Annotated in this window: 22 protein-coding genes; 13 read left to right on the top strand and 9 right to left on the bottom strand. The window is 37.9% G+C overall.

All coding sequences use genetic code 11. The annotated features are described in order from the left end of the window. Positions 1 to 5: 5 nt before the first annotated feature. On the bottom strand, positions 6 to 743 hold the full coding sequence (gene purC / locus VB694_RS16620; RefSeq protein ID WP_323361495.1) for a phosphoribosylaminoimidazolesuccinocarboxamide synthase: 738 nt from the start codon (positions 741 to 743) through the stop codon (positions 6 to 8). Positions 744 to 1,593: 850 nt separating this feature from the next. On the opposite strand from purC, the gene VB694_RS16615 reads away from it, so the two are divergent. After that, positions 1,594 to 1,881 carry a hypothetical protein gene (locus tag VB694_RS16615; protein ID WP_323361444.1) on the top strand — a complete coding sequence of 96 codons (288 nt, stop codon included), beginning with the start codon at positions 1,594 to 1,596 and terminating at the stop codon, positions 1,879 to 1,881. A gap of 46 nt (positions 1,882 to 1,927) precedes the next feature. Here VB694_RS16615 and VB694_RS16610 read toward each other — a convergent pair whose 3' ends face one another. From VB694_RS16610 to VB694_RS16590, 5 genes are all read right to left on the bottom strand, one after another. Then, positions 1,928 to 4,504 carry a GAF domain-containing protein gene (locus tag VB694_RS16610; protein WP_323361443.1) on the bottom strand — a complete coding sequence of 859 codons (2,577 nt, stop codon included), beginning with the start codon at positions 4,502 to 4,504 and terminating at the stop codon, positions 1,928 to 1,930. A 147-nt stretch (positions 4,505 to 4,651) separates the two neighbouring features. Next, positions 4,652 to 5,785: a glycosyltransferase family 1 protein gene (locus VB694_RS16605; RefSeq protein ID WP_323361442.1), complete on the bottom strand. Its 1,134-nt coding sequence runs from the start codon at positions 5,783 to 5,785 to the stop codon at positions 4,652 to 4,654. After that, on the bottom strand, positions 5,782 to 6,018 hold the full coding sequence (locus VB694_RS16600; protein WP_323361441.1) for a DUF4291 family protein: 237 nt from the start codon (positions 6,016 to 6,018) through the stop codon (positions 5,782 to 5,784). Before VB694_RS16600 ends, VB694_RS16605 begins: the two co-directional genes overlap by 4 nt. A 12-nt stretch (positions 6,019 to 6,030) precedes the next feature. Further along, positions 6,031 to 7,185 (bottom strand): NAD-dependent epimerase/dehydratase family protein, encoded by a 1,155-nt coding sequence (locus tag VB694_RS16595; protein WP_323361440.1) that lies wholly within the window; start codon positions 7,183 to 7,185, stop codon positions 6,031 to 6,033. Positions 7,186 to 7,462: 277 nt separating this feature from the next. After that, positions 7,463 to 7,969: a hypothetical protein gene (locus VB694_RS16590; protein WP_323361439.1), complete on the bottom strand. Its 507-nt coding sequence runs from the start codon at positions 7,967 to 7,969 to the stop codon at positions 7,463 to 7,465. Positions 7,970 to 8,232: 263 nt separating this feature from the next. On the opposite strand from VB694_RS16590, the gene VB694_RS16585 reads away from it, so the two are divergent. The 4 genes from VB694_RS16585 to VB694_RS16570 all read left to right on the top strand — a co-directional run bounded on the left by VB694_RS16585 (position 8,233) and on the right by VB694_RS16570 (position 12,678). Further along, the gene (locus tag VB694_RS16585; RefSeq protein WP_323361438.1) at positions 8,233 to 8,577 is read left to right on the top strand and encodes a hypothetical protein; all 345 of its coding nucleotides are present in this window, start codon (positions 8,233 to 8,235) and stop codon (positions 8,575 to 8,577) included. 95 nt (positions 8,578 to 8,672) lie between these two features. Beyond that, positions 8,673 to 10,184: an AAA family ATPase gene (locus VB694_RS16580; RefSeq protein WP_323361437.1), complete on the top strand. Its 1,512-nt coding sequence runs from the start codon at positions 8,673 to 8,675 to the stop codon at positions 10,182 to 10,184. Positions 10,185 to 10,330: 146 nt separating this feature from the next. Next, positions 10,331 to 10,681 carry a DUF1257 domain-containing protein gene (locus VB694_RS16575; protein ID WP_015136553.1) on the top strand — a complete coding sequence of 117 codons (351 nt, stop codon included), beginning with the start codon at positions 10,331 to 10,333 and terminating at the stop codon, positions 10,679 to 10,681. A 155-nt stretch (positions 10,682 to 10,836) separates the two neighbouring features. Further along, positions 10,837 to 12,678, top strand: a complete 1,842-nt coding sequence (locus tag VB694_RS16570; RefSeq protein WP_323361436.1) for a DUF4209 domain-containing protein — start codon at positions 10,837 to 10,839, stop codon at positions 12,676 to 12,678. A gap of 11 nt (positions 12,679 to 12,689) precedes the next feature. Here VB694_RS16570 and VB694_RS16565 read toward each other — a convergent pair whose 3' ends face one another. After that, positions 12,690 to 12,959, bottom strand: a complete 270-nt coding sequence (locus tag VB694_RS16565; RefSeq protein ID WP_416233488.1) for a hypothetical protein — start codon at positions 12,957 to 12,959, stop codon at positions 12,690 to 12,692. Between the two features lie 141 nt (positions 12,960 to 13,100). Here VB694_RS16565 and VB694_RS16560 point away from each other — a divergent pair, with 141 nt between their 5' ends. From VB694_RS16560 to VB694_RS16535, 6 genes are all read left to right on the top strand, one after another. Then, entirely contained in the window at positions 13,101 to 13,373 is a 273-nt protein-coding gene (locus VB694_RS16560; RefSeq protein ID WP_323361435.1) for a hypothetical protein, read from the top strand. Then, positions 13,370 to 13,825 (top strand): type II toxin-antitoxin system VapC family toxin, encoded by a 456-nt coding sequence (locus VB694_RS16555; protein ID WP_323361434.1) that lies wholly within the window; start codon positions 13,370 to 13,372, stop codon positions 13,823 to 13,825. Before VB694_RS16560 ends, VB694_RS16555 begins: the two co-directional genes overlap by 4 nt. 129 nt (positions 13,826 to 13,954) lie before the next feature. Beyond that, positions 13,955 to 14,611 (top strand): DUF488 family protein, encoded by a 657-nt coding sequence (locus VB694_RS16550; RefSeq protein ID WP_323361433.1) that lies wholly within the window; start codon positions 13,955 to 13,957, stop codon positions 14,609 to 14,611. Further along, positions 14,604 to 15,053, top strand: coding sequence for a DUF488 domain-containing protein (locus VB694_RS16545; RefSeq protein ID WP_323361432.1), 450 nt, complete (start codon positions 14,604 to 14,606; stop codon positions 15,051 to 15,053). Before VB694_RS16550 ends, VB694_RS16545 begins: the two co-directional genes overlap by 8 nt. Before the next feature lie 123 nt (positions 15,054 to 15,176). After that, on the top strand, positions 15,177 to 15,932 hold the full coding sequence (locus VB694_RS16540) for a dual OB domain-containing protein (protein WP_323361431.1): 756 nt from the start codon (positions 15,177 to 15,179) through the stop codon (positions 15,930 to 15,932). Between the two features lie 191 nt (positions 15,933 to 16,123). Next, positions 16,124 to 16,486, top strand: coding sequence for a 2TM domain-containing protein (locus VB694_RS16535; RefSeq protein ID WP_323361430.1), 363 nt, complete (start codon positions 16,124 to 16,126; stop codon positions 16,484 to 16,486). A 48-nt stretch (positions 16,487 to 16,534) separates the two neighbouring features. Here the strand turns inward: VB694_RS16535 and trpE are convergent, their stop codons facing one another. Together trpE and VB694_RS16525 are read right to left on the bottom strand one after the other, a co-directional pair. Further along, the gene (gene trpE / locus VB694_RS16530) at positions 16,535 to 18,046 is read right to left on the bottom strand and encodes an anthranilate synthase component I (protein WP_323361429.1); all 1,512 of its coding nucleotides are present in this window, start codon (positions 18,044 to 18,046) and stop codon (positions 16,535 to 16,537) included. A 143-nt stretch (positions 18,047 to 18,189) separates the two neighbouring features. Then, the gene (locus VB694_RS16525) at positions 18,190 to 18,606 is read right to left on the bottom strand and encodes a photosystem I reaction center subunit II PsaD (protein WP_323361428.1); all 417 of its coding nucleotides are present in this window, start codon (positions 18,604 to 18,606) and stop codon (positions 18,190 to 18,192) included. Between the two features lie 158 nt (positions 18,607 to 18,764). On the opposite strand from VB694_RS16525, the gene VB694_RS16520 reads away from it, so the two are divergent. Further along, positions 18,765 to 19,745, top strand: a complete 981-nt coding sequence (locus tag VB694_RS16520) for an OFA family MFS transporter (protein WP_323361427.1) — start codon at positions 18,765 to 18,767, stop codon at positions 19,743 to 19,745. Between the two features lie 273 nt (positions 19,746 to 20,018). After that, positions 20,019 to 21,248, top strand: a complete 1,230-nt coding sequence (locus VB694_RS16515; protein WP_323361426.1) for a transposase — start codon at positions 20,019 to 20,021, stop codon at positions 21,246 to 21,248. Positions 21,249 to 21,284 lie beyond the last annotated feature (36 nt).

Genomic DNA, 21,284 nt, shown 5'->3' with positions numbered 1-21,284 from the left:
CGCAGTTAATTCTTGCTTTCTACTACTTGCAATACCCTTTGTAAAACCGCCTGGTAGGCATTTTCTACGTTTCCTAAGTCCCGCCGAAAGCGGTCTTTGTCCATGACGCGACGGTTAGGATCGTTCTCTGTGATATCCCATAAACGACAGGTATCAGGACTAATTTCGTCTGCTAACAGCAACTGCTGTTGTGAGTCGAAACCAAATTCAAGTTTAAAGTCTACTAGGGTAATACCACATTGTTGCCAAAAACCCTGGAGAACTTCATTGATTTGCAATGCAAGATGGGTAATGCTATCAATTTGTTCCGCAGTAGCTAGTTTTAGAAGTAGTAAGCGATCGCGTGTGAGCAAAGGATCTCCCAATTGATCATCTTTGTAATAAAACTCTACCAAAGGCTGTGGCAGAATTGTACCTAATGGCAATCCCGTTTGTTGACAAAGACTCCCAGCGGCAATATTTCTGACAACTACTTCTAATGGCACAATTTTAACTGCTCTCACCCGCATTTGATTGGGTGCAGGACAATCAATAAAATGCGTCTTGATGCCATGCTCTGCCAACTTTTCAAACAATTTACTAGAAATGGTACAGTTTATACTGCCTTTTCCCTCGATGCTTCCACGCTTTTGAGCATTAAATGCTGTTGCATCATCTTTAAAATCAGCCAACAAGACTTCAGGATCGTCTGTTGTGTAAATAATTTTCGCTTTGCCTTCGTAGAGTTTGGTATTAACAGACATAGTGGTAGATACAGTTGCAGGACAACAGGTTTCCAGCTTAACCATTTTATCAGTCCTATGGCTAATGCTATGCTGCGCTATCAGCCAAGGTAGGAGGTTGAATTTATTCACTATCAGCAAGAGTATGTGCCTTTGTCCAGGCGACCCAATACTACATACTACACTAGGTTTTGCTAACCTACTTAACTCTTCTCAGACTTATGCAGCTAGGACAAACTTTAAGAACAATATGCTGCGGGAAGCTTGCGTCTGCATAAATTTCTCCTCTGGTTAATCAAGTTTTTCCAGTCATTTTTGGGTAAATCCTGTGGTTTTTGAAGATTTAACTGCTAGTTGGTCAATGTCATTTTCTGAACAGATATTTATTTTTTTATTTAACTTTTTGTAACTTTTTGTAAAAAATATTGATTAAACTACATAAAAAACTATATATTAATAGTTTGATTAAAAATCATTTTTTAGTGAATTTAGTTATAAACATGGAGAAGTTGTAAAATCCTGATGTCAGGTAGATCGCCATAAATATTGCTTGACAAAATATGAGAACTTACGCAAGATTAATCTATGTTCGTCATTGCAACCGCAGGGAAGCAATCTCAAACCCGTATTTTTAGTAATTCGTGCATAAGTCCTGAAAATATATATAGTGGTTAATTGCTCGTTAATAGCTTTGGCATAAACATTTTGTGATCGTTTGCTGTATGTTGTCAAAGTTGAAGTTAACCAATTTTTGCAATCTTTTACCATAATCACAGCTTAATCTTATACATTATCCTGACTTAACAAAATAGAGTTAAGAGTAACTAGTGATTTTGCTGTAAACAATAAAATCAGGAGTAAAATTAAATATATGGAGAGAAAAATGGTAAGCAAAGATGATTTTCTCTATCCTCGTGGTCGCTACTACGGTCATGTACAGCCGGAGAATTTAGTTTTTAATGCAAATTTACAAGAATTTGCCCAGAAAGTAAGTTATATTTGTAACTTAGAAACAGGTGGTAAACTACCTCCAGATGAAGCTTACGAGCAAATCAAGATGCTGTGGAAACAGTTAAAACGCTCAAGAAAACAACTCAGGATAGGTGAAGAACCCTTTCAAGACAATGATTCTAATGATGAAGGTGATGCTAGTGATTAGGGACAGGGAAAAATTAATCGGCTTTTGTTTGTTGCCTATTACCTGACTATTTTGTCAACATTGTCCAAGTACCATCCCAGGAATTGGCAGGTGGTATTTTTTGGTAATTAGAAGCACGTTCTAGGTGAATATTTACGGCTTTGTCTGTGGGTCGAATGTGTTTAGCAATTTCAAAGCTGGCGATCGCTTGGGTGAAATTTTGTGATATATAAGCAGCACGTCCGGCATCGTAATGGTATAAAAAATCTTGAGTGTTGGCATCTAGAGGATGAGAGCGATCGCTAATTAATTCATAGATATCCACAGATTGATGTTTACCCTTGACACGAATTTTATCTAACTGGCGTACCCATAAGCGATCGCTGCATAAATTATAAGTAAATTCGCTGATAATAATATCACAACCATACTCTTTAGTCACGCCTTCTAAGCGAGAACTCAAATTCACCCCATCTCCAATCACCGTATAATCCATTCTTTTGGGAGAACCAATATTTCCCGAAACCACTTCCCCCGAACTAATCCCAATCCCAAAATGGATTTTTGGTTGGGACTGAATCACCCGACGCTGATTAAACTCCTCTAAACGGCGACGCATATCCAAAGCTGATTGTACTGCTCGCCAAGCATGATTTTCTGTCAATGGTAGGGGCGCACCAAATACCGCCATTAAAGCATCACCAATAAACTTATCCAAAGTTCCTTCATAGTGAAAAACTGACTCCACCATTGTTTCAAAATACTGATTCAGCAGCGATACTACCTCAGCCGCACCCAAGTTTTCCGTGAGAGTTGTATAACCCCGAATATCAGAAAATAAAATCGTGACTTCTTTCCTCTCACCCACCATCAAACTATCATCACCCAAAGCCATAACCTGTTCGGCTACGTGGGGTGTGAGATAGCGGTACATGGTGCTTTTCAGGCGTTTTTCTCGGCTGATATCTTCTAAAACCACCAAGCCACCTCTAACACCACCTTCGGGATTAGTTAAAGGATTGATAGTAAGATTGATACTGCGTTCTAATTCTTTAACGACATCAGCACTAAGTAACTCAGATTGAGGAGTCAGGAGTTGATTCCAGGGAATGAAAATATGGGAATTATTGTGATCACGCATCGCCAAAATTGACTTCTCATTTTTCAATTCTGAAGAGTGAGTTTTATCACTTGCCAATTTATATAATCCCACTACCAGGTTTTGCTCTGGTACATAATGTCTAGAAGCATGATTTAAACTATCTTCCAAACGCATTTGTAGATTGTCAATTGGGACAACTTCCCAAACTTTACGCCCCAGTAAATTTTCTTTCCATAACAGCTTATTTTCGATTCTGTTAGCTGCTTTTAAAGGACAACCTAATAATTCCAATGCTGCATCATTAATAGTGACTATTTGACCTTGCATATCTGTGGAAATGACTGCATCAGATAAACTCTGAAGAATATCCTTCTGATACTGTTTTTCTAACAATACATTTTCAAATAACCGGGCATTTTCCAAAGCTATTCCTGCTTGGATATTAAAAGCTCGCATGAACTCTTCATCTGAATTTGTAAAACTACCTTGTTCTTTATTAATTAACTGAGTAACACCGATTAATTCATTGGCAGAATTAAATACTGGTAAACATAAAATATTGCGAGTTACATACCCAGTCTTATTATCTGTAGTTGGATCAAAGCGCGGATCTTGATAAGCATCAGGGATATTCAGTGCATCACCTGTGGAGGCCACATAACCAGCAATACCACGATTAGAAGGGATACGGATTTCTATTAAGTTTTTATCATTAACTGTTGCTACTTTTGTCCACAGTTCCCCCATTTCTTTACGATACAAAAACAGTGTACTGCGGTCTGCTTGCATCAGAATTCGGGCTTGTTCCATGACTATTTGCAAAGTTGCTTCTAAATCCAAACTTTGACCTAAAGTCTGGGTTGCACGCAACAAAGCCGTTGCCCCTCGTTGATTTCTAGCTGCTACATAGAAAGATTGACAACTTTCCAGAATAATGCCAATAGAAGCGGCAAAATCTCGAAAAGACTCTTCATCATTTTGATCAAAAGGAATATTTCCCGCTTTATTTGCCAGTTGTACAACTGCTACAGTTTGCTTTTTACTACTCACAACCGGCACACATAAAAGATTGCGGATTTTATAGCCCATTTGTTTTTCTAATTCTGGACTAAAAAGAGGGTGAGTAGCAGCTTCAGAGATATTTAGATACTTACCTGTAGTTGCTACATGGCCAGGAATACCTACATTTAAAGGAGTGCGGATTTCTAAGAATTTTTGATTATTATCTTGGGGAACTTTTGACCATAGTTGGGCTTTATCATAATCAACTAAAAAAATAGCTGTATGTTCGGCTTGGAGAATTTGACCAATTTTCAGTGTAATGGCTTCTAGAACTTTCTCCAACATCCCTTCTAAAGCTTCATTATTAATCAGATCAATTGCTCTCAAGAATTGCTGAAACTCAGCCGTAATAAAGTCTAGTAAGCAAACAAACTCATTCACAGAAAGGTCTTTGACGCGACTGAGTAAAGACTGGGTGCGATTAACTTGTGTCAGTTCAGCTAATGTAGCCAAGACGCTACCAACATTGGGGATTGTCATAAACAATTAAAAATTTAAAATTGTCATTAGTCATTAGTCATTAGTCGTTAGTCATTTGTCATTAGTCATTTGTCATTAGTCATTTGTTATTAGGAACAGGCAAGAAGCAAAAGAAAGATCATATTTTTCCCCATTTCCCAGTCCCTATTACTTATTCCCTTGTGAATTTTTTAAGATTATTTTTTGGTAATAATCTTGTAATTGCCTTGTCGCAGCTGTCCAGCCCCATTTTTCTGCTTCTATCCGGGCATTTTTACGGATAACTGCTATTTCTTGTCGTTGTTTTAACAACTTTATCGTAACATCTATAGCCTCTTGAATGTCCGCTTTGGGGTCAAAAAGATAACCATTTACTCCATCTGTAACGATATCAGGAATACCACCAGAACGGGCTGCGACTACTGGACATCCTGCTGCCATTGCTTCTAGTAGCACTAAGCCCAATGTTTCTGTACGGGAAGGAAAAATAAAAGCATCTGCACTGGCAAAAGCAGAACCTAACTCTTGCCCCATCAGATAACCAACAAAATGGGTATTAGTACCAGCAAAGTGCTGTTCTAGATTTTGGCGATTTGGTCCATCTCCTACTAATGCCAATCTGGCTTGAGGAATCGCTGCTAAAATTGGTCTGATGCGTTCAATTTCTTTTTCAGCTGAAAGACGACCTACATACAACAATAAGGGGCTTTCTGGATGATTTCTAGTGAGACGCGATCGCATTTCCGCACTTGCTAAGTCAGGATGAAATAATTCTGTATCTACCCCTCGCTGCCATAAATCTACTCTTTCAATCCCATGTCCTGATAGTTCCTCCACCATCGCTGTCGAAGTACATAAATTTAACTCTGCTTGATTATGAGCGCCTTTAAGTAATTCCCAAAGTAAATTTTCCAACATTCCTAAGCCGTAATGTTGCAGGTATTTAGGTAAATGGGTATGGTAAGAAGCCACTAGGGGAATTTTCAGGACTTTACTGTAAAAAATTCCTGATAATCCTAAAACTGCGGGATTGACAACATGAATAATGTCTGGCTGAAACTGTTCTAAAGCGTGACCAATAGCGGGTCTAGGAAGTGCCAGTTTTAACTCTGGATATAAAGGTAAAGGAAAGCCAGTAACACCGTAAACCTTCGCTCCTTTATGTTCTGTGATACCACCTTCTGGGGCAAATACTAATACTTGATTTCCATCCCGTTGGAGATGGTCAACGGTATGACGTAGACGGGTGACAATACCATCAACCTTGGGTAAAAAAGTTTCCGTGAATAGGGCGATTCTCATAAAAAACTATTCAGTACAGACAAAATCCATAAAAAATTAGGCTTAATCCAACTCATCCGGTTAAAGCTAAACTCACCACTAAAATAACCATGAGTTGCTGCAAAGTTGGCAATGGTTGGACGATAAGCCTGATAAACCACAATAGAATGGTCGTCATACTGCGCTAAAATATGACGACCATTTTTTGGCCAGCGACTGACTTGATTTAGATAGGGTTCTGTAACTAGCCGCACAAAATTTTTACCTTATTTTCTGTGCCAAGACACTTTAGGCAAAATTTGGTTATTATCAACCCGCTGCTGATACTTGACAGCAAAGTTTAAGAGTGAATCCAACAAAGAATTAGAGAGATAGTGAGGTTCTAAGCCTAAATCTAACAGTTTGGTGTTTTTGGCGTTGAAGTAATGTTCTTCTTTTTCAACTCTGGGGTTATCTATGTGGTTAATATCCACATTCAATCCCATTGTGTTACCCGCTTTTTTCACCATCAAGGCCAAGTCGCCAATGCTGAATAATTCGGTGAATTGGTTAAATACGCGGAATTCTCCAGGTTCGGCTGGGTTGGCGATCGCTAATTCAATACATCGCACTGTGTCCCGAATGTCCAAAAAGCCGCGAGTTTGTCCACCTTTCCCGTAAACGGTGAGGGGATGTCCTACTGTGGCTTGAATACAGAAGCGGTTAAGTGCAGTACCAAATACACCATCATAATCAAGGCGGTTAATTAATAGTTCGTCCATCCCCGTTTCTTCGGTGAGAACGCCATAAACTATACCTTGATTCAAATCAGTTGCCCGTAAACCCCAAATCCGGCAAGCAAAGTGAATATTATGGCTATCGTGAACTTTGCTGAGGTGATACATCGAACCAGGCTGTTTAGGATAGGGCAGAGTATCCTTCCGGCCGTTGTGTTCAATGGTGATATAGCCTTCTTCAATGTCGATATTGGGTGTGCCATATTCACCCATTGTTCCCAATTTTACCAAATGGCAATCTGGGAAATCTTCCCTCATGATGTAGAGCAGGTTTAATGTACCGACTACATTATTTACCTGAGTCAGAACCGCGTGTTCGCGGTCAATCATCGAAAATGGCGCTGAACGCTGCTCACCAAAATGCACTATGGCATCTGGCTGAAATTGGTGCAAGGCTTTGTGCAGAAATTCGTAATTGGTAATATCGCCAATAAATAGGTCGATAGATTTACCAGTCAAATCTTGCCATCGCTGGAGACGTTGCTGAATTGGTGCAATTGGGGTCAGAGTGTCAACACCTAGTTCATTATCCCAGTGCCGCCGCACCAAACTATCTAAAATTCCAACTTCATAACCTCGATTAGAAAGGTAGAGTGCAGTTGCCCAACCGCAATACCCATCACCACCAATAACCAGGACTTTCATCTTTACCAGTTTTTACTCGCTGATAGCTAAATCTACCAGGTTTGTGTCCCCTCTGGCTGATTAATTATGGGAATGGGGAATGGGGATTGGGAATTAGGGATTAGGGATTAGGGATTAGGGATTGGGGATTAGGGATTAGGGATTAGGGATTGGGGATTGGGTAAAGAAACTTTTCCTAGTCACCAGTCACCAGTCACCAGTCACCAGTCACCAATCACCAGTCACCAGTCACCAGTCACCAATCACCAATCACCAATCACCAGTCCCCAGTCCCCAATCACCTAATCTTGTACTGTGTAGCTATGTAGTAAAACAGGCGATAGTGATCTTTAAACTCTTTACTGTTGGTTTGTCCTTGCCAATAGTATTTTACCTGCCCTTGAGTGATGGTCAGTTTCATGGAAGTGATTTGTGGATTAACTTCTATAACCATTAACCCAGATAGTCCTTGAACCGTTTCAAAGTTATGGTCTATCTGTTTAAGAGTCTCTGGATTTTGTAATTCTGGTAACTCTTTAGCTGCCCAAGCCCGAATCACAGTATTTTGATTTTGTAGTGCAACAAATGTGACTCCATCGTTGTTGTCTGGTGATGCTAGAGAAGTCCAGTGACTGGGATAGGGAAACTCAAACCCATAACGGGGATTACGGTAAGTCTCCCATTTCTGTGCGGAAGACCAGAAGCCATTAGCACTACACCCTGAAAAAATTATAGCCGTGCCAACACCAGAGACCAGCAGACTAATTACTTGCCTCAATTTACAGGTTTTGACCGCAGTAGACATAATTACACCCTTTACCCCAATTGACTTTCGCTAGAGTAGGGATTTACCAGTGCTAAACCCCTAATGCCCCGTTTTATCCACTAGAGTTATTGTTACATAAATCACTGTTAATCAGGAATAGGATGTGACCTGTGGATCAGAATTTTTTGAATTACATTAAGATATGTAACAAAACAGCCGTTAAACTGTCTTACTGGCTTGACAAGAAATCAAAGAACCGATAACGTTAATTACATACCCGGGTAAGACCGTTAAATAGTTATATGCAAACTAAGCAAAAGGTAACATTGTATTTATCGCCGGAACTGCACAGAAGGCTAAAGATTCGTTCCGCAGTAGACTCAGAACCAATGTCTGATCTTGCAGAACGGGCGCTCAATTTCTACCTGACCAACTCAGAATTAGTAGAAGAATTTGAAGAGTCTTCTTACGGCAAAACACACAGGGTTTATTCCTGTCCCAGTTGTGAAAGTTCACTCGTTTTACGTAATGGGGAATTAGTAGCATTAGGTAATCAACCAGGACTAATTGGTCAGGAACACCTGTCCATTGAGGAAATGGAAGAAGAAACCCATCCCAAGGGTGAGGAAGAATTAGTCCCTTGCTAGTTAGGAATTATGAATGGATCAATTCATGGTTTCGGTAGTCTTTACCAACGGCGATGATTGTACTGTCTCTATAAGGTCTCAAGTAGGTCGATAGTATGAAAGAAGAGCTCAATATTCTCATTCAAGCTCAATACCCTTTAATCTACCTTGTGACCTCCGAGGAAGAACGGGCAGAGCAAGCAATCTACACGATCGCTCAATTGTTAAAGCCTCAACGTCGAGTTTATGTTTGGACAGTAACTCACGGTATAGTGGAGTACGGTCAACCCCGGAGTACAACTCAACACAACACCGTTTCACCAGAGGCGGCGATTGAATGGATTATTAGGCAGAAAGAACCCGGTATATTTATTCTTAAAGATTTACATCCATTTATTGATGCTCCGGCAACAACTAGATCGCTTCGGGATGCGATCGCTAGTTTTAAGGGTATGCAAAAGAACATCATTTTGATGTCTCCCATGCAGCAAGTACCAATAGAACTGGAAAAAGAAGTTGTTGTTATCGACTTCCAACTGCCGGATATGTCCGAGTTAAATAAAGTTTTAACTCACCATCACGAGCAGAATCGTGGTCGCCGCTTGACAACTGAGGCTAGAGAAAAACTACTCAGAGCCGCTTTAGGTCTAACTAAAGATGAAGCTGAGAAAGTATATCGTAAGGCTCAGGTAACAACGGGGCGATTGACGGAAGATGAAGTAGATATAGTTTTATCGGAAAAGAAACAACTCATTCGCCGTAACGGTATCTTAGAGTACATCGAAGAAGATGAAACTATTGAAGCCGTTGGCGGTTTGGAAGAGTTGAAAAGGTGGCTCAAACAACGCTCTAACGCCTTTACAGAAAGAGCTAGAGAGTATGGTTTGCCTCAACCCAAAGGGATGTTAATTCTCGGTGTTCCTGGTTGTGGTAAGTCACTGATTGCCAAAACTACTTCCCGTTTGTGGGGTTTACCAATCTTGCGTTTAGATATGGGGCGGGTTTATGACGGCTCAATGGTGGGTCGAAGTGAAGCAAATTTGCGGAACGCCCTGAAAACAGCAGAATCAATTTCCCCAACGATTCTGTTTATCGACGAGTTGGATAAATCATTTGCGGGTAGTTCCGGTTCTGGTGATTCCGATGGGGGGACATCAAGTAGAATTTTTGGTTCTTTCCTCACCTGGATGCAGGAAAAGAAATCTCCAGTATTTGTAATGGCGACTGCTAACCGGGTAGAACGCTTACCTGGTGAGTTTTTGAGAAAAGGTCGCTTTGATGAAATTTTCTTTGTGGATCTGCCTACACCAGAAGAACGTCAGGATATCTTCAACATTCACCTAACCAAACGGCGAGAAGATATTGCTAGATTTGATCTAGAACAACTAGCAAAGATGTCTGATGGTTTTTCAGGGGCAGAAATTGAACAGGCGATCGTGGCGGCGATGTATGAAGCTTTCGCCCAAGATCGGGAGTTCACCCAATTAGATATTATTGCTGCATTGAAGTCTACTTTGCCGCTGTCACGAACGATGCAAGAACAGGTCACAGCTTTAAGAGACTGGGCCAGACAGCGTGCTAGACCAGCAGCGTCCTCTGTCGCTGAATATCAGCGGATGGAGTTCTAAAAGCTTTCTCCTGCAATGTCAGGGGGGAAAGGTTAGCCACAAGGCTAACAGGTTACGAAAAAAGCCGCTTCCCAATTAATGCGGCTTGGCTGAAAAAGAAACCGTTGTCGTTTTTCTCATCAATCTTCTCATTGGAGGAAACCCAAATGTCTCACTTTAGCACTCTGCGTACCAAAATCACCGATGCCGAAATTCTCAAAGCTTCTTTGCGCGACTTAGGTATTAGCGTAAAGACTGAAGCTGATGTTCGTGGTTATAACGGTCAGCGTGTACGTTCCGACATCGTTGCTGTATTGGAAGGCGAGTACGATTTAGGTTGGTCTCGCAATAGCGATGGTTCTTTTGATCTTATCGCTGACCTGTGGGGCGTTGCTAAGAAGCACAACCAAACCGAGTTGATCAACTCTATTAACCAAAAATACGCCGTTAACAAGACTTTGGCTGAAGTAAAACAGCGCGGCTTGCAAAACGCTAACGTTAAGTTGGTATTGCAATAAGAATTTCTCTGCGCGTTCCCAAAGCTGAACGGGTTAACCAAGCATTAGCGGTTAGCCCGCTTTTTTGTGCGGTATTTTCTACAATATGCGACTTTAAAACTTTTATACTACAATAATATTACTTATTAGAATATAAGAAACACTATAACCTCACTATGCTTGATAAGCCAGTATTTCAGCTATCAGACTTTGATAGATATGAATGGACAGATATATTAAGTCAAACAGATCCGAAAGAATGTAAGAATTACAGTGAGAAATTTGGGATAAAAGCCGAAGCGTATAAATTATCTGGTGACTGTCTAGCTCATGAGGTTTTCACATTTCTGAGTGATATTACTTCTATCTTGATGAACCCTCAGACTATGCCAGAAGAGATGATAACTTCAGAATTATCTGATCATCATCTGCCTATATTGAGAGAGTTAGTTATAAATATCAACGATCCTGAAATGAAAGCGAGGGTCGCTGACATACTCTGGATTTGTAAGCGAGATCCAGAAAAAGCTAGACCAATACAAATGGCTAAGGTAGCGGTAGAATCATACCTGAAGTCAGCCAGAATTCTTGAAAATAAAGAGAATTGGATAAATTGCAATGATAGACTAAAGCGAGCGGCACAATTAGCATCATTTATTGATGGAAAAAAGAATACAATAATGCGGTCTAAGGTTATTGAGTATATTGATGATCTTATAGTTCGCTATGAAGGTATAGAAAATGAATTTTTAATCGGCAGTGCAATGCAAGTGCTACAAGAAGATTTAAGAAAAAGTCTAAAGGACATTAAAAAAAGTGATCTTTCTAGTTATGCAAATAATTATGCGGATATTGCTGCTCAAAAGGCAGTTTTAGGAAAGAAATCTCCCAACTATCATCAAGCTGTTGATAGCCAAATAGCTTATCGTGATATAGAGAGCGAATGGTACAAAATAGCAGGTGATATAGAATCTCAACGTCTTGCAGATATATTTGGTGCTGAAGTATATGTTTGGTACGCCGAGCAAGCTGTTCTTAGTCAAGAACCTAATAGTTACAGCGTAGCTGCTGGCCGACTTGAAATTGCAATCGAATTTTTAAAGAAGATTGAGGATACTTTTAAAAAAAGAGAAGATACTACCAAACGTATACAGGAATTACATAAACAGATGCTAGATTATCAGAAAAAATCTATGTCTGAGATAGTGACTATTTCTGTTGGTGAACCAGCTGATTTTGATGACCCTGAAATGCAGCAGACTGCAATAAAATTAGTAATGGGTAAGTCTCTTAAAGATGCTCTATATTCTCTAGTGTTTGGATATAAACTGATTCAGAATTACGATCATATTGAATCAGAAGCAAGGCAGAATCTGGAGTCATACAAAACACATTTCATACCCAAAGCTCACATTGATCAAGAGGGAAAAACAAAAGCGATTAGTGGAGAGGGTAAATATGATTTACAGGAATATATGTTCAAAAATACAAAATTCTATCAAGGTTGGTATGGACTAAATTTTGTTGCTCCTGCTTGTAATCAAATTTGCTCTGAACATGATTTAAAATTAGAGGATTTATCCTTTATTTTCTATGAAAATTCATTTATCCCAAAAGGACGTGAACCTCTTTATGCACGAGGCTTATTAGCTGGATTACAAGGAGATTTAGTTTTAGCAGCACATTTATTAATTCCGCAGTTGGAAAATTCATTACGTCACATTTTGAAACTAAATGGCCATATCACGTCTGACCTGGGAATTCAGAATGAATATACCCTTGGTAAAGTTTTAGAATTATCAGATTTAGAGCAGACCTTAACAAAAGACACTATTTTCACTCTCAGATGTTTGTTAACTGAATCTTTAGGTTCTAATTTCAGAAATGAGATTTGCCACGGGTTATTTGATCACCATCAATTTTTTGCTCCACAACTTGCATATCTGTGGTGGCTAATACTGTATCTATGTCTCGTACCAAGCTACAAACTGTGGGTTAATGAAAATCAAGAAAAATAAACTTTAACTGATTAGTGTCTATAAGATAGATCAGAATTTAGCTTCGGAGCGGGTATCGTAAACAAGCTGGAGACATTTCTCAAAGTCCTCACCTTGCCAAATTGTAGCAAATCTTTGGCTTTAGCTCCACGTAATATCGGTTCTCCATCTTGTACAGAAACATTACTTGATTTGATGGTGGAGGTATTTATTTTGGTTTTGAGATAGTCAAGGGTTTTTTCCAGTATTGGTTCTGGTGCGTTTTCAATTGAAGCAATCAGTTGTTCCTTGATAGTAGTCATTTGGTTTTTTATTGTTTTTATTTGATAGTTTTTAGACTATAGTTTTCAGAAACCCGAATTTACGCTATAATTATATCATATCAATCAACAATTAATATTTATAAAAGTAAAAATATTAATTGCAATTAGGAGGTTAAAATTATGAACTCTCTTGAATTAAGACAAAAAATCGAACAAAATTTATTAACCATTTCACCAGAAAATTTAAAAATGATTGATGAATTTGTGGAATTTATTAAATATAAACAAGAAGCAAGTTTATCAGAAAAAACTAACTATAGGCCAGCTTCAGGACGTTCAATTTTACGTCATGCTGGTACATGGGTAGGGGATGACCTGGAAGAATGTCTAAAGTTAGTCTCTGAAACTAGAGGTAAAGTGAAAATTAATAATCGTATTAATCCTTTTGAATGATGTATCTTTTAGACACTAATCATTGTAGTTTAATTTTTCTGAAAAATCAGACGGTTCTTGATTATATACAGGAAGTTGGAGAAACAAATATAGCTACTACTATTATCACAGTAGGTGAGCTAACTTATATGGCAGAAAATTCTAGTTATAAGGAAGAAAATTTAACTCGTATTGAGCAATTTCTCGCAGATATAAGAGTTTATTATGTAGATGATGTAACTGCTAAAATATATGGACAAATAAAAGCAGGATTAATTAATAAATTTGGACCAAAGCAAAAAACTAAACGGCAAACGACTAAAATCACTCAATTAGGTTTTGATGAAAATGATCTTTGGATAGCAGCAATAGCAATTCGTAATCAATTAACGTTAGTTTCGGCTGATACTGATTTTATCAGAATCCAAAGTGTAATTGGTTTTTCTTTAGAAAATTGGAGAGATAATCAATAATTGTAAAGACATAATAAAACTTAATATTGGACAGGGTAAGCAATAGGGAAAACTAACAAAGAGTATAGGTTGCATATTGATATTATAACGGTTAAAATACCTATAAATTATTCCATATAATAACAAATTATGAAAACATTCACTATCGGACATTCCAACCACACAATCGAATCTTTTATTGAACTGTTACAAAAACACGATGTTACCGCTTTAGCTGATGTCCGTTCTAGTCCCTATAGTCGGCGATTTCCTCAATTTAACCAATCAGCATTAAAAGCAGAACTCAAAACCGTAAATATCGCTTATGTCCCCCTTGGTGATAATTTAGGCGCTCGTCCTATTGATAGAAACTGCTATGTAGATGGAATGGCTAGATATGATTTAATAGCAGCAACAGAAGCTTTTAGAATTGGGTTAAATCGTTTAATTCAAGGTTCAGAAAAACATCAAATTAGTTTAATGTGTGCAGAACAAGACCCCATTGTTTGTCATCGTGCAATTTTGATTTGTCCACATTTGAAAAGTGCTGGTTTGGATATCTACCATATTCTTAAAAATGGTGATTTAGAAAAGAATGAAGATTTAGAAAATAGAGTTTTAAAACAACATAATTTATATAAAATGTTACCCGAAAATCAAAGTAATATTAAACAGCTTTCTCTTTTTGATATGCAACTTACACAAACTATAGAAAAACAACTTTCCCGTGCAGAGTTAGTAGAAAAAGCATATCAATTACAAGCTGAAAAAGTGGCTTATACTGAAAATAAGGATGAAGATGAATAAAGAAATTGATTTATTTACTATTGGGTTTACTCAAAAAAAAGCAGACCAGTTTTTTGAAACTTTAATAAAATCAGGTGTGAAACGAGTTATTGATACTCGATTAAATAATGTTTCTCAACTTGCGGGATTTGCAAAAAAGCAAGATTTAGAATATTTTCTCCGTAAAATTGGAGAAATTGAATATATCCATATTCTTGATTTAGCACCAACTCAAGATATTTTAGATGCTTATAAAAAAAAGCAAATTACCTGGGATGTTTATGAAGAAAAATTTAATCATCTGATTTCACAACGTCAAATTGAAAATAAATTATCTATAGATATCATAGATAAAAGCTGTTTATTGTGTAGTGAACTCAAACCCCATAACTGTCATCGTCGGTTAGTAGCTGAATATTTGCAATGTAAATTAGATAAAAGTATCAAAATTCATCATCTTTGAGTATATTTCCAGATTTATATCCCTGACTTCTTTGTTTAAGCAGTACGTGATTTTACTGTTCACATATAAATTTGTCTTGTTCTACTATTACTTAGGTAATTAGGGTGCTAATGAGACTAAAAAATGCTGACCTTTGATATTATCTGTCTTGCTAAATCTACTAAACATGGTGGAATTTGTATTGCTGGTATGAAAACTGATGGTTCTGGGTGGTTGCGGCCAATTTCTAATAAAAGAGATGGTACTTTATATCCAGAACATTACACTACTAAATATGGTAGAGAACCAGAGTTATTTGATATTATTAGAATTCCTTTGATGAGACATGAACCACAATGTCATCATCCAGAAAATTACTTAATTCATTATAGTTATAAATGGCAGATTTTAGGAAAAGCTAGTTTAGAACAAGCACAAAAATTACTCAAACCAGAAATTAAACAAAATTCTTCTGAACCTAAATTATTAGGTAATTTCGATAAATTTATACGTTATGAGGATTTGCAAATATCACCACTTAAATCTTCATTAGCTATGATAAATCCAGAAGAATTAGAATGGGAAATTAAATATAATTCTCAAAATAAAAAAACTTGTAGATGTCTTTTTTGTTTATGTGGTAATTTTTATGATTTACCAATTACTGATCCGATTTGGATAGATAAACTAAATTATTTGGAAGAGGGAATATATTCCTGTGAAGAGGTAATAGAAAAACTCAAGTTAGAAAATTTTGAACCTGATAAATTTAGGTTAACTATTAGTTTAAGTGAACCTTTTCAACCTTCATTTCAAAGTGAGTCAGAATGTTGTTATAAATTAGTTGCTTCTGTGATTAATGTGACAGATATTTCTAAACGATTGGGATGGTATAGTTGATATTTGAAAAAGTTGTTGATCTCAGATTATTACTCAATTTGTGTTTTTAAATACTACATTAGTTTATCTTTGAAAGATAAAATATATTTCTCATCTGTTGATAAAAACAGGAAAATATATTTTTAAGGTTGTGTATCTATCGCTGCAAAAGTCAATCTGAGAAGTATTTTTTACCATTTTAGGTATTGATAATGACTTACAATTCAGAAGAAATGCAACAAATTCTGGAAGTTGCTTTTAAACGTAAGCAACAGGGAGAATTTACACGGGAACAGATTATAGAAATCGCATCAGAATTAGGTGTTTCTTCAGAATCTCTAAAAGCTGCGGAACAGGAATGGTTAACAAAAGAAGTGGAAGTGAAAAAAGATCAGATGTCTAATAATCAAAAACGCAAAGAGTTCCAAGTACATTTGATTACTTTTATTGCGGTGAATGGGTTTTTGATTTTGCTGAATTTGTTCACAAGTCCTGGATATTTTTGGGCTATTTTTCCCCTTTTGGGTTGGGGTTTAGGTTTGTTTTTGCATGGAATGAAGGCTTATATAATGTAAGGATTTAGATCCCCGACTTCTCCAAGAAGTTAGGGATTTGGGTATTAATTACCGTAAACATCGAATTGCTTCTAATAAACCTCTAGCTTTATTTAATGTTTCTTCATATTCTTTTTCTGGTTCGGAATCTGCTACTAAACCTGCACCTGCTTGAACTGTGACAATTTGATTATTTAACACCATTGTTCTAATAGCGATCGCTGTATTTAATTGTCCTTCAAAATCATAATATCCATACACCCCAGAATATACTCCTCTGCGGGTTGGTTCTAATTCATTAATTATTTCCATTGCGCGAATTTTTGGCGCACCGCTAACTGTTCCCGCTGGAAAAGAAGCTTTTAATAAATCCCATGCGGTTTTATTATCTGCTAATTTACCAACTACATTACTAACAATGTGCATAACGTGAGAGTACAGTTCAACTAACATTAATTCATCAACTTTAACTGTACCACTTTTACAGACTCTTCCTAAATCATTGCGTCCTAAATCTACTAACATGACGTGTTCGGCAACTTCTTTAGGATCTTGAAGTAAATCTGCTGCTAAAGCTTCATCTTCTTTGGTGGTTTTTCCTCTCGGTCTTGTTCCTGCAATGGGTCGAACTGTGGCAATAATTCCCCCTTCTTCATCTCGTTCTGCTTTGACCATTACTTCAGGACTAGAACCGATAATTTGCCAGTCTTGGAAGTTAAAAAACGCCATGTAAGGTGATGGGTTAATTTGGCGTAAAGAACGATATAAAGCGAAAGGATCACCTGTATATTCTGTAGATAATCTTTGCGAAATTACAACTTGAAAAATATCGCCGGCTTTAATATATTCTTTGGCTTTTTCTACACTCGCGCAAAATTCTTTTTTGGTAAAATTGCTGGTGTATTCTTCTATTCCTGCTTTGGGTTTATTTTGGGGAGATGTCCAAGGTAATTTAGTATTTTCTGGTGATAAAGGTAAGGATAATTTACTTACCATTTCTTGAATGCGATCGCTCGCTTTTTGATATGCTGCTGCTAAATTATCAGTATCTCGTAAATCAGCATAGGCGATCGCCCAAATTTTGCGTTTAACCTGATCAAATATCAACAGTTGGTCTACCTGCATCCATAATCCATCAGGGATATTACGCTCATCTTGGGGATGAATAGGTACACGAGGTTCAATCCAGTTAATTAATTCATAACCCCAAAACCCGAATAAACCACCGATTCCTGAAGGTAGTTGTGGTAATTTTACTGGGTGATAAGGTGCTAAACAATCAGCTAAAACTGTAAAAGGATCACCTGTGAAAACTTGTTGAGAACCATCTCGATGTGTTTGAGTGGTTTTATTTCCCCGTGCTTCTAAAATCCACAGCGGATCACAACCCAATAAACTATAACGCCCTAGTTTTTCCCCGCCTTCTACCGATTCCAACAAAAAGCTGTAAGGTTGATCTGCACAGACCTTATACCAAGCAGAAACAGGGGTATCTAGGTCAGCTACCCATTCTTGATAGACAGGGACAAAATTACCTTTTTGAGCTAGTTCTGTAAATTGGTGGAAATCGGGGAAAATCATAAATAACCTGGTGATTAGGGATTGGGGATTGGTGATTGGGTGTGAGGATGATTATAGAAGATGAATGATAAATTATCAGCATTTATCATTATCTACAATTCCCAGTCCCCAGTCCCCAGTCCCCAATCACCAATCCCTAGACATTATGCGTCGTGGGTAGCTTTACCACTGAACTTGAGTTGTGCAGGACTGGGGTTTTGACCAATTCTGCGGGGTACGTGGCGAACCATTTGACGACCAGGGTTTACCTTTTCAGGGAAGACACCATCAGCAGGGTGAATGAAAGTGGTTTCACCGCTGGGGAGAATCCGGTAAATTTTGTAGTCAGTGATTTTGAATTTGCGGAGTTGAGCGCCTAAAGCGATACCATACTCCTTGCGAGCCAAATAAAGCAAGTTTTCGCCTTTTAGCATTGTAGCAGCGCCACCAGTAGGCATTTCAAAAACCTGCTCTTTGGGGCTTGTCCAGGTGATAGCGTACTTTTCTTCTACTTCTGCTTTTTTAAGTAGACCGCCAGTGCTACCGCCGAAGAGGGGAGTTTGTCCAGTTAGAGTTGCCATAAGGTTAAGGTTTTCTCTCAACGTTTTTAGGGCATACTAACACCGTAACCCACCTTTTATTGCGATCGCGTTATAGACTGTAACAGTTTTTAGGAAATTGGTGATTGGGAAAGAAGGGAACAGGGAACAGAAGGCAAAAGAAAGAATAATTGAAATAAATGGAAAAAGTACAACTGTTTGGTATGTCCGCTGAAAAAGGCCGTTGGTTATTGATTCCTCTGAGTATAAATGTCTTACTGTGTTTAGGTACAGTTTATTCTTGGAGTATCTTTAGAAAGCCTTTGGAAAAACTCTTAAATGCGGGTGCAACTGATAGCCTGTTACCATTTACAGTGTTGCTGGTTGTATTTGCACTTTTAATGCCTATCACTGGCTTTTACATCAATCGTTTTGATACTCGTTGGATTACAGGTGTAGGCGGGTTAATTACTGCTTTGGGTTATCTTCTCTCTAGTCTGGGTGGCAATATCCCAATGTTAACTATTACCTATGGTGTGATCGCTGGTATTGGTGTGGGTATTGCTTACGGTGTACCCTTAGTTGTGGTAGCTAAGTGGTTTCCTGATCAAAAAGGTTTGGCTGTTGGTGCTACTGTAATTGGGTTTGGTTTGTCACCTTTAATTACTGCTCCTTTAGCAAAGTATCTGATAGATGGTTTCGGAGTTAAGCAAACTTTCGTAATTTTAGGTATTGCTTTTGCGGCTATTATTACAGCTATTTCTACTGTATTAAAAACACCGCCCGCAGGTTGGCAACCAGAAGGCTGGACTCCTCCTGTTTCTGTACAAACAAATTCCCAAGCGACAACTTCAGGATCAATTCTGCAAACTTCGGGTTTTTACGGGTTGTGGTTGTGTTATACTATTGGCTCGTTTGCGGGATTAGCTACTATTGGTATTTCTAGTTCTCTAGCACAGGAAATTATTAAGTTGGATGCAGGTACAGCAGCCAATACAGTTTCTCTGTTTGCTATTTTTAATGGTGCAGGACGTTTGTTTTTTGGTTGGTTCACTGATAAATTTACGCCAAAACTAGGGGCAATTGTTTCTTTTGTTTTAATTTTAATTGCCTCAATTATGATGCTCAGTGCTGGTGAGGGAAGTGTACTCACTTATAAGATAAATGCCGAAAACCCTTGAAGATGTGACTGACTTAGGAAGTCACATCTGTGCTTCAGACAAGGGATGAAGGCTAGTTGCAGGATTTATCCTGCACTGATGCCGGATCTGGTAAACTATCTATCCAATCCTCTATTAATCTAGTTACAGAATATTCTTTTTGCTCCGCTAATAACTTTAGTTTATGAAATCTGCGCGGTGTAGTCCTAATTCTTATATATTCAGTCTTCATGTCGTCTCCTATTTGTATCCTATATATGATACTATATTAATAGGTCGTAAATAAATAAACCAATGATAGTTCTAGAGTATAAAGTCAAGGGAAAACAACATCAATACAACGCCATAGATGATGCAATTCGGACTACCCAATTCGTTCGTAACAAGGCGATTAGGTATTGGATGGATGCACAACGTGAGCTAAAAGTTGATAAATTCGCTCTTAATAAATACTCTACTGAACTTCGGAAGGAATTTCCTTTTGTTACTGCATTAAACTCAATGGCTGTGCAATCAGCAGCAGAAAGAGCTTGGTTTGCTATATCAAGGTTTTACGACAATTGTAAATCTAAAAAATCTGGGAAAAAGGGATTCCCCCGTTTTCAAAAAAACTGCCGTTCAGTTGAATATAAAACATCTGGATGGAAGCTACACGAAACAAAGCGACGCATCACTTTTACTGATAGAAAAGGGATCGGTGAGTTAAAACTTTTAGGTAAATGGGATATTCAATCCTACGAACTTAAAGATGTTAAACGAGTGCGTTTAATCCGTCGTGCTGATGGATATTATGCTCAGTTTTGCATTGGTATTAACGTTATAGATGTTCAACCAAAAACAGGTGAAGAAATTGGTTTAGATGTTGGTATTGAGTCGTTTTACACTGACTCTAACGGGCATCATGAACCTAACCCTAAGTTTTTGAGGAAAGCTGAAAAATCAATTAAACATTCTCAAAAACGGATTTACAAAAAGCGGAAAGGTTCTAGTTGTAGAAAAAAAGCTAGGAAACTTCACGCTAAAAAACACTTAAAAGTAAGTAGGCAACGGATTGAACACGCTAAGAGAGTAGCGCGTAACGTATGCAAGTCTAACGACTTAGTAGCCTATGAAGATTTAAGGGTTTCAAATTTGGTAAAAAACCATTGTTTAGCAAAATCAATTAGTGATGCTAGTTGGTATTTGTTCAGGCAATGGATTGAATATTTTGCGGTTAAATTCGACAAAGTGGTTATAGCTGTAGCACCACATTACACTTCTCAAAAGTGTTCTAGCTGTGGTGTGATTGTCAAAAAGGCTCTATCAACTCGCACCCATAATTGTAGTTGTGGATGCGAATTGCATAGAGATATAAACGCCGCAATTAATATTTTAAATCTTGCAAAAGCTCGGCAGTTGAGCGAAGCCGAAACTAGGGGAGGGCATCCCCAAAGTAACGCTACAGGAGTTGAAGCCTCTACTCTACTTGGTGCAAACCTGGTTGAGCAAGTTTTGACTATGAATGTAGAATCCCCGTGTCTTTAGACCGGGGAGTGTCAAATTGTAGCTTTTTCTCTGTTT

The sequence above is a fragment of the Anabaena sp. UHCC 0451 genome (genome assembly GCF_034931405.1).
Taxonomy (GTDB): Bacteria; Cyanobacteriota; Cyanobacteriia; order Cyanobacteriales; family Nostocaceae; genus RDYJ01.
The sequence above is the reverse complement of the archived record's forward strand: the minus strand, read 5'-3'. Positions and strand labels throughout refer to the sequence as shown.

Coding starts and splice junctions, on each gene's coding strand:
- VB694_RS16520 (WP_323361427.1), top strand. CDS start 18,765: ATGGAAAAAGTACAACTGTTTGGTATGTCCGCTGAAAAAGGCCGTTGG.
- VB694_RS16550 (WP_323361433.1), top strand. CDS start 13,955: ATGAAAACATTCACTATCGGACATTCCAACCACACAATCGAATCTTTT.
- VB694_RS16540 (WP_323361431.1), top strand. CDS start 15,177: ATGCTGACCTTTGATATTATCTGTCTTGCTAAATCTACTAAACATGGT.
- VB694_RS16565 (WP_416233488.1), bottom strand. CDS start 12,959: ATGACTACTATCAAGGAACAACTGATTGCTTCAATTGAAAACGCACCA.
- VB694_RS16560 (WP_323361435.1), top strand. CDS start 13,101: ATGAACTCTCTTGAATTAAGACAAAAAATCGAACAAAATTTATTAACC.
- trpE (WP_323361429.1), bottom strand. CDS start 18,046: ATGATTTTCCCCGATTTCCACCAATTTACAGAACTAGCTCAAAAAGGT.
- VB694_RS16595 (WP_323361440.1), bottom strand. CDS start 7,185: ATGAAAGTCCTGGTTATTGGTGGTGATGGGTATTGCGGTTGGGCAACT.
- VB694_RS16590 (WP_323361439.1), bottom strand. CDS start 7,969: ATGTCTACTGCGGTCAAAACCTGTAAATTGAGGCAAGTAATTAGTCTG.
- VB694_RS16575 (WP_015136553.1), top strand. CDS start 10,331: ATGTCTCACTTTAGCACTCTGCGTACCAAAATCACCGATGCCGAAATT.
- VB694_RS16555 (WP_323361434.1), top strand. CDS start 13,370: ATGATGTATCTTTTAGACACTAATCATTGTAGTTTAATTTTTCTGAAA.
- VB694_RS16585 (WP_323361438.1), top strand. CDS start 8,233: ATGCAAACTAAGCAAAAGGTAACATTGTATTTATCGCCGGAACTGCAC.
- VB694_RS16525 (WP_323361428.1), bottom strand. CDS start 18,606: ATGGCAACTCTAACTGGACAAACTCCCCTCTTCGGCGGTAGCACTGGC.
- VB694_RS16605 (WP_323361442.1), bottom strand. CDS start 5,785: ATGAGAATCGCCCTATTCACGGAAACTTTTTTACCCAAGGTTGATGGT.
- VB694_RS16580 (WP_323361437.1), top strand. CDS start 8,673: ATGAAAGAAGAGCTCAATATTCTCATTCAAGCTCAATACCCTTTAATC.
- purC (WP_323361495.1), bottom strand. CDS start 743: ATGTCTGTTAATACCAAACTCTACGAAGGCAAAGCGAAAATTATTTAC.
- VB694_RS16610 (WP_323361443.1), bottom strand. CDS start 4,504: ATGACAATCCCCAATGTTGGTAGCGTCTTGGCTACATTAGCTGAACTG.
- VB694_RS16535 (WP_323361430.1), top strand. CDS start 16,124: ATGACTTACAATTCAGAAGAAATGCAACAAATTCTGGAAGTTGCTTTT.
- VB694_RS16545 (WP_323361432.1), top strand. CDS start 14,604: ATGAATAAAGAAATTGATTTATTTACTATTGGGTTTACTCAAAAAAAA.
- VB694_RS16615 (WP_323361444.1), top strand. CDS start 1,594: ATGGAGAGAAAAATGGTAAGCAAAGATGATTTTCTCTATCCTCGTGGT.
- VB694_RS16515 (WP_323361426.1), top strand. CDS start 20,019: ATGATAGTTCTAGAGTATAAAGTCAAGGGAAAACAACATCAATACAAC.
- VB694_RS16570 (WP_323361436.1), top strand. CDS start 10,837: ATGCTTGATAAGCCAGTATTTCAGCTATCAGACTTTGATAGATATGAA.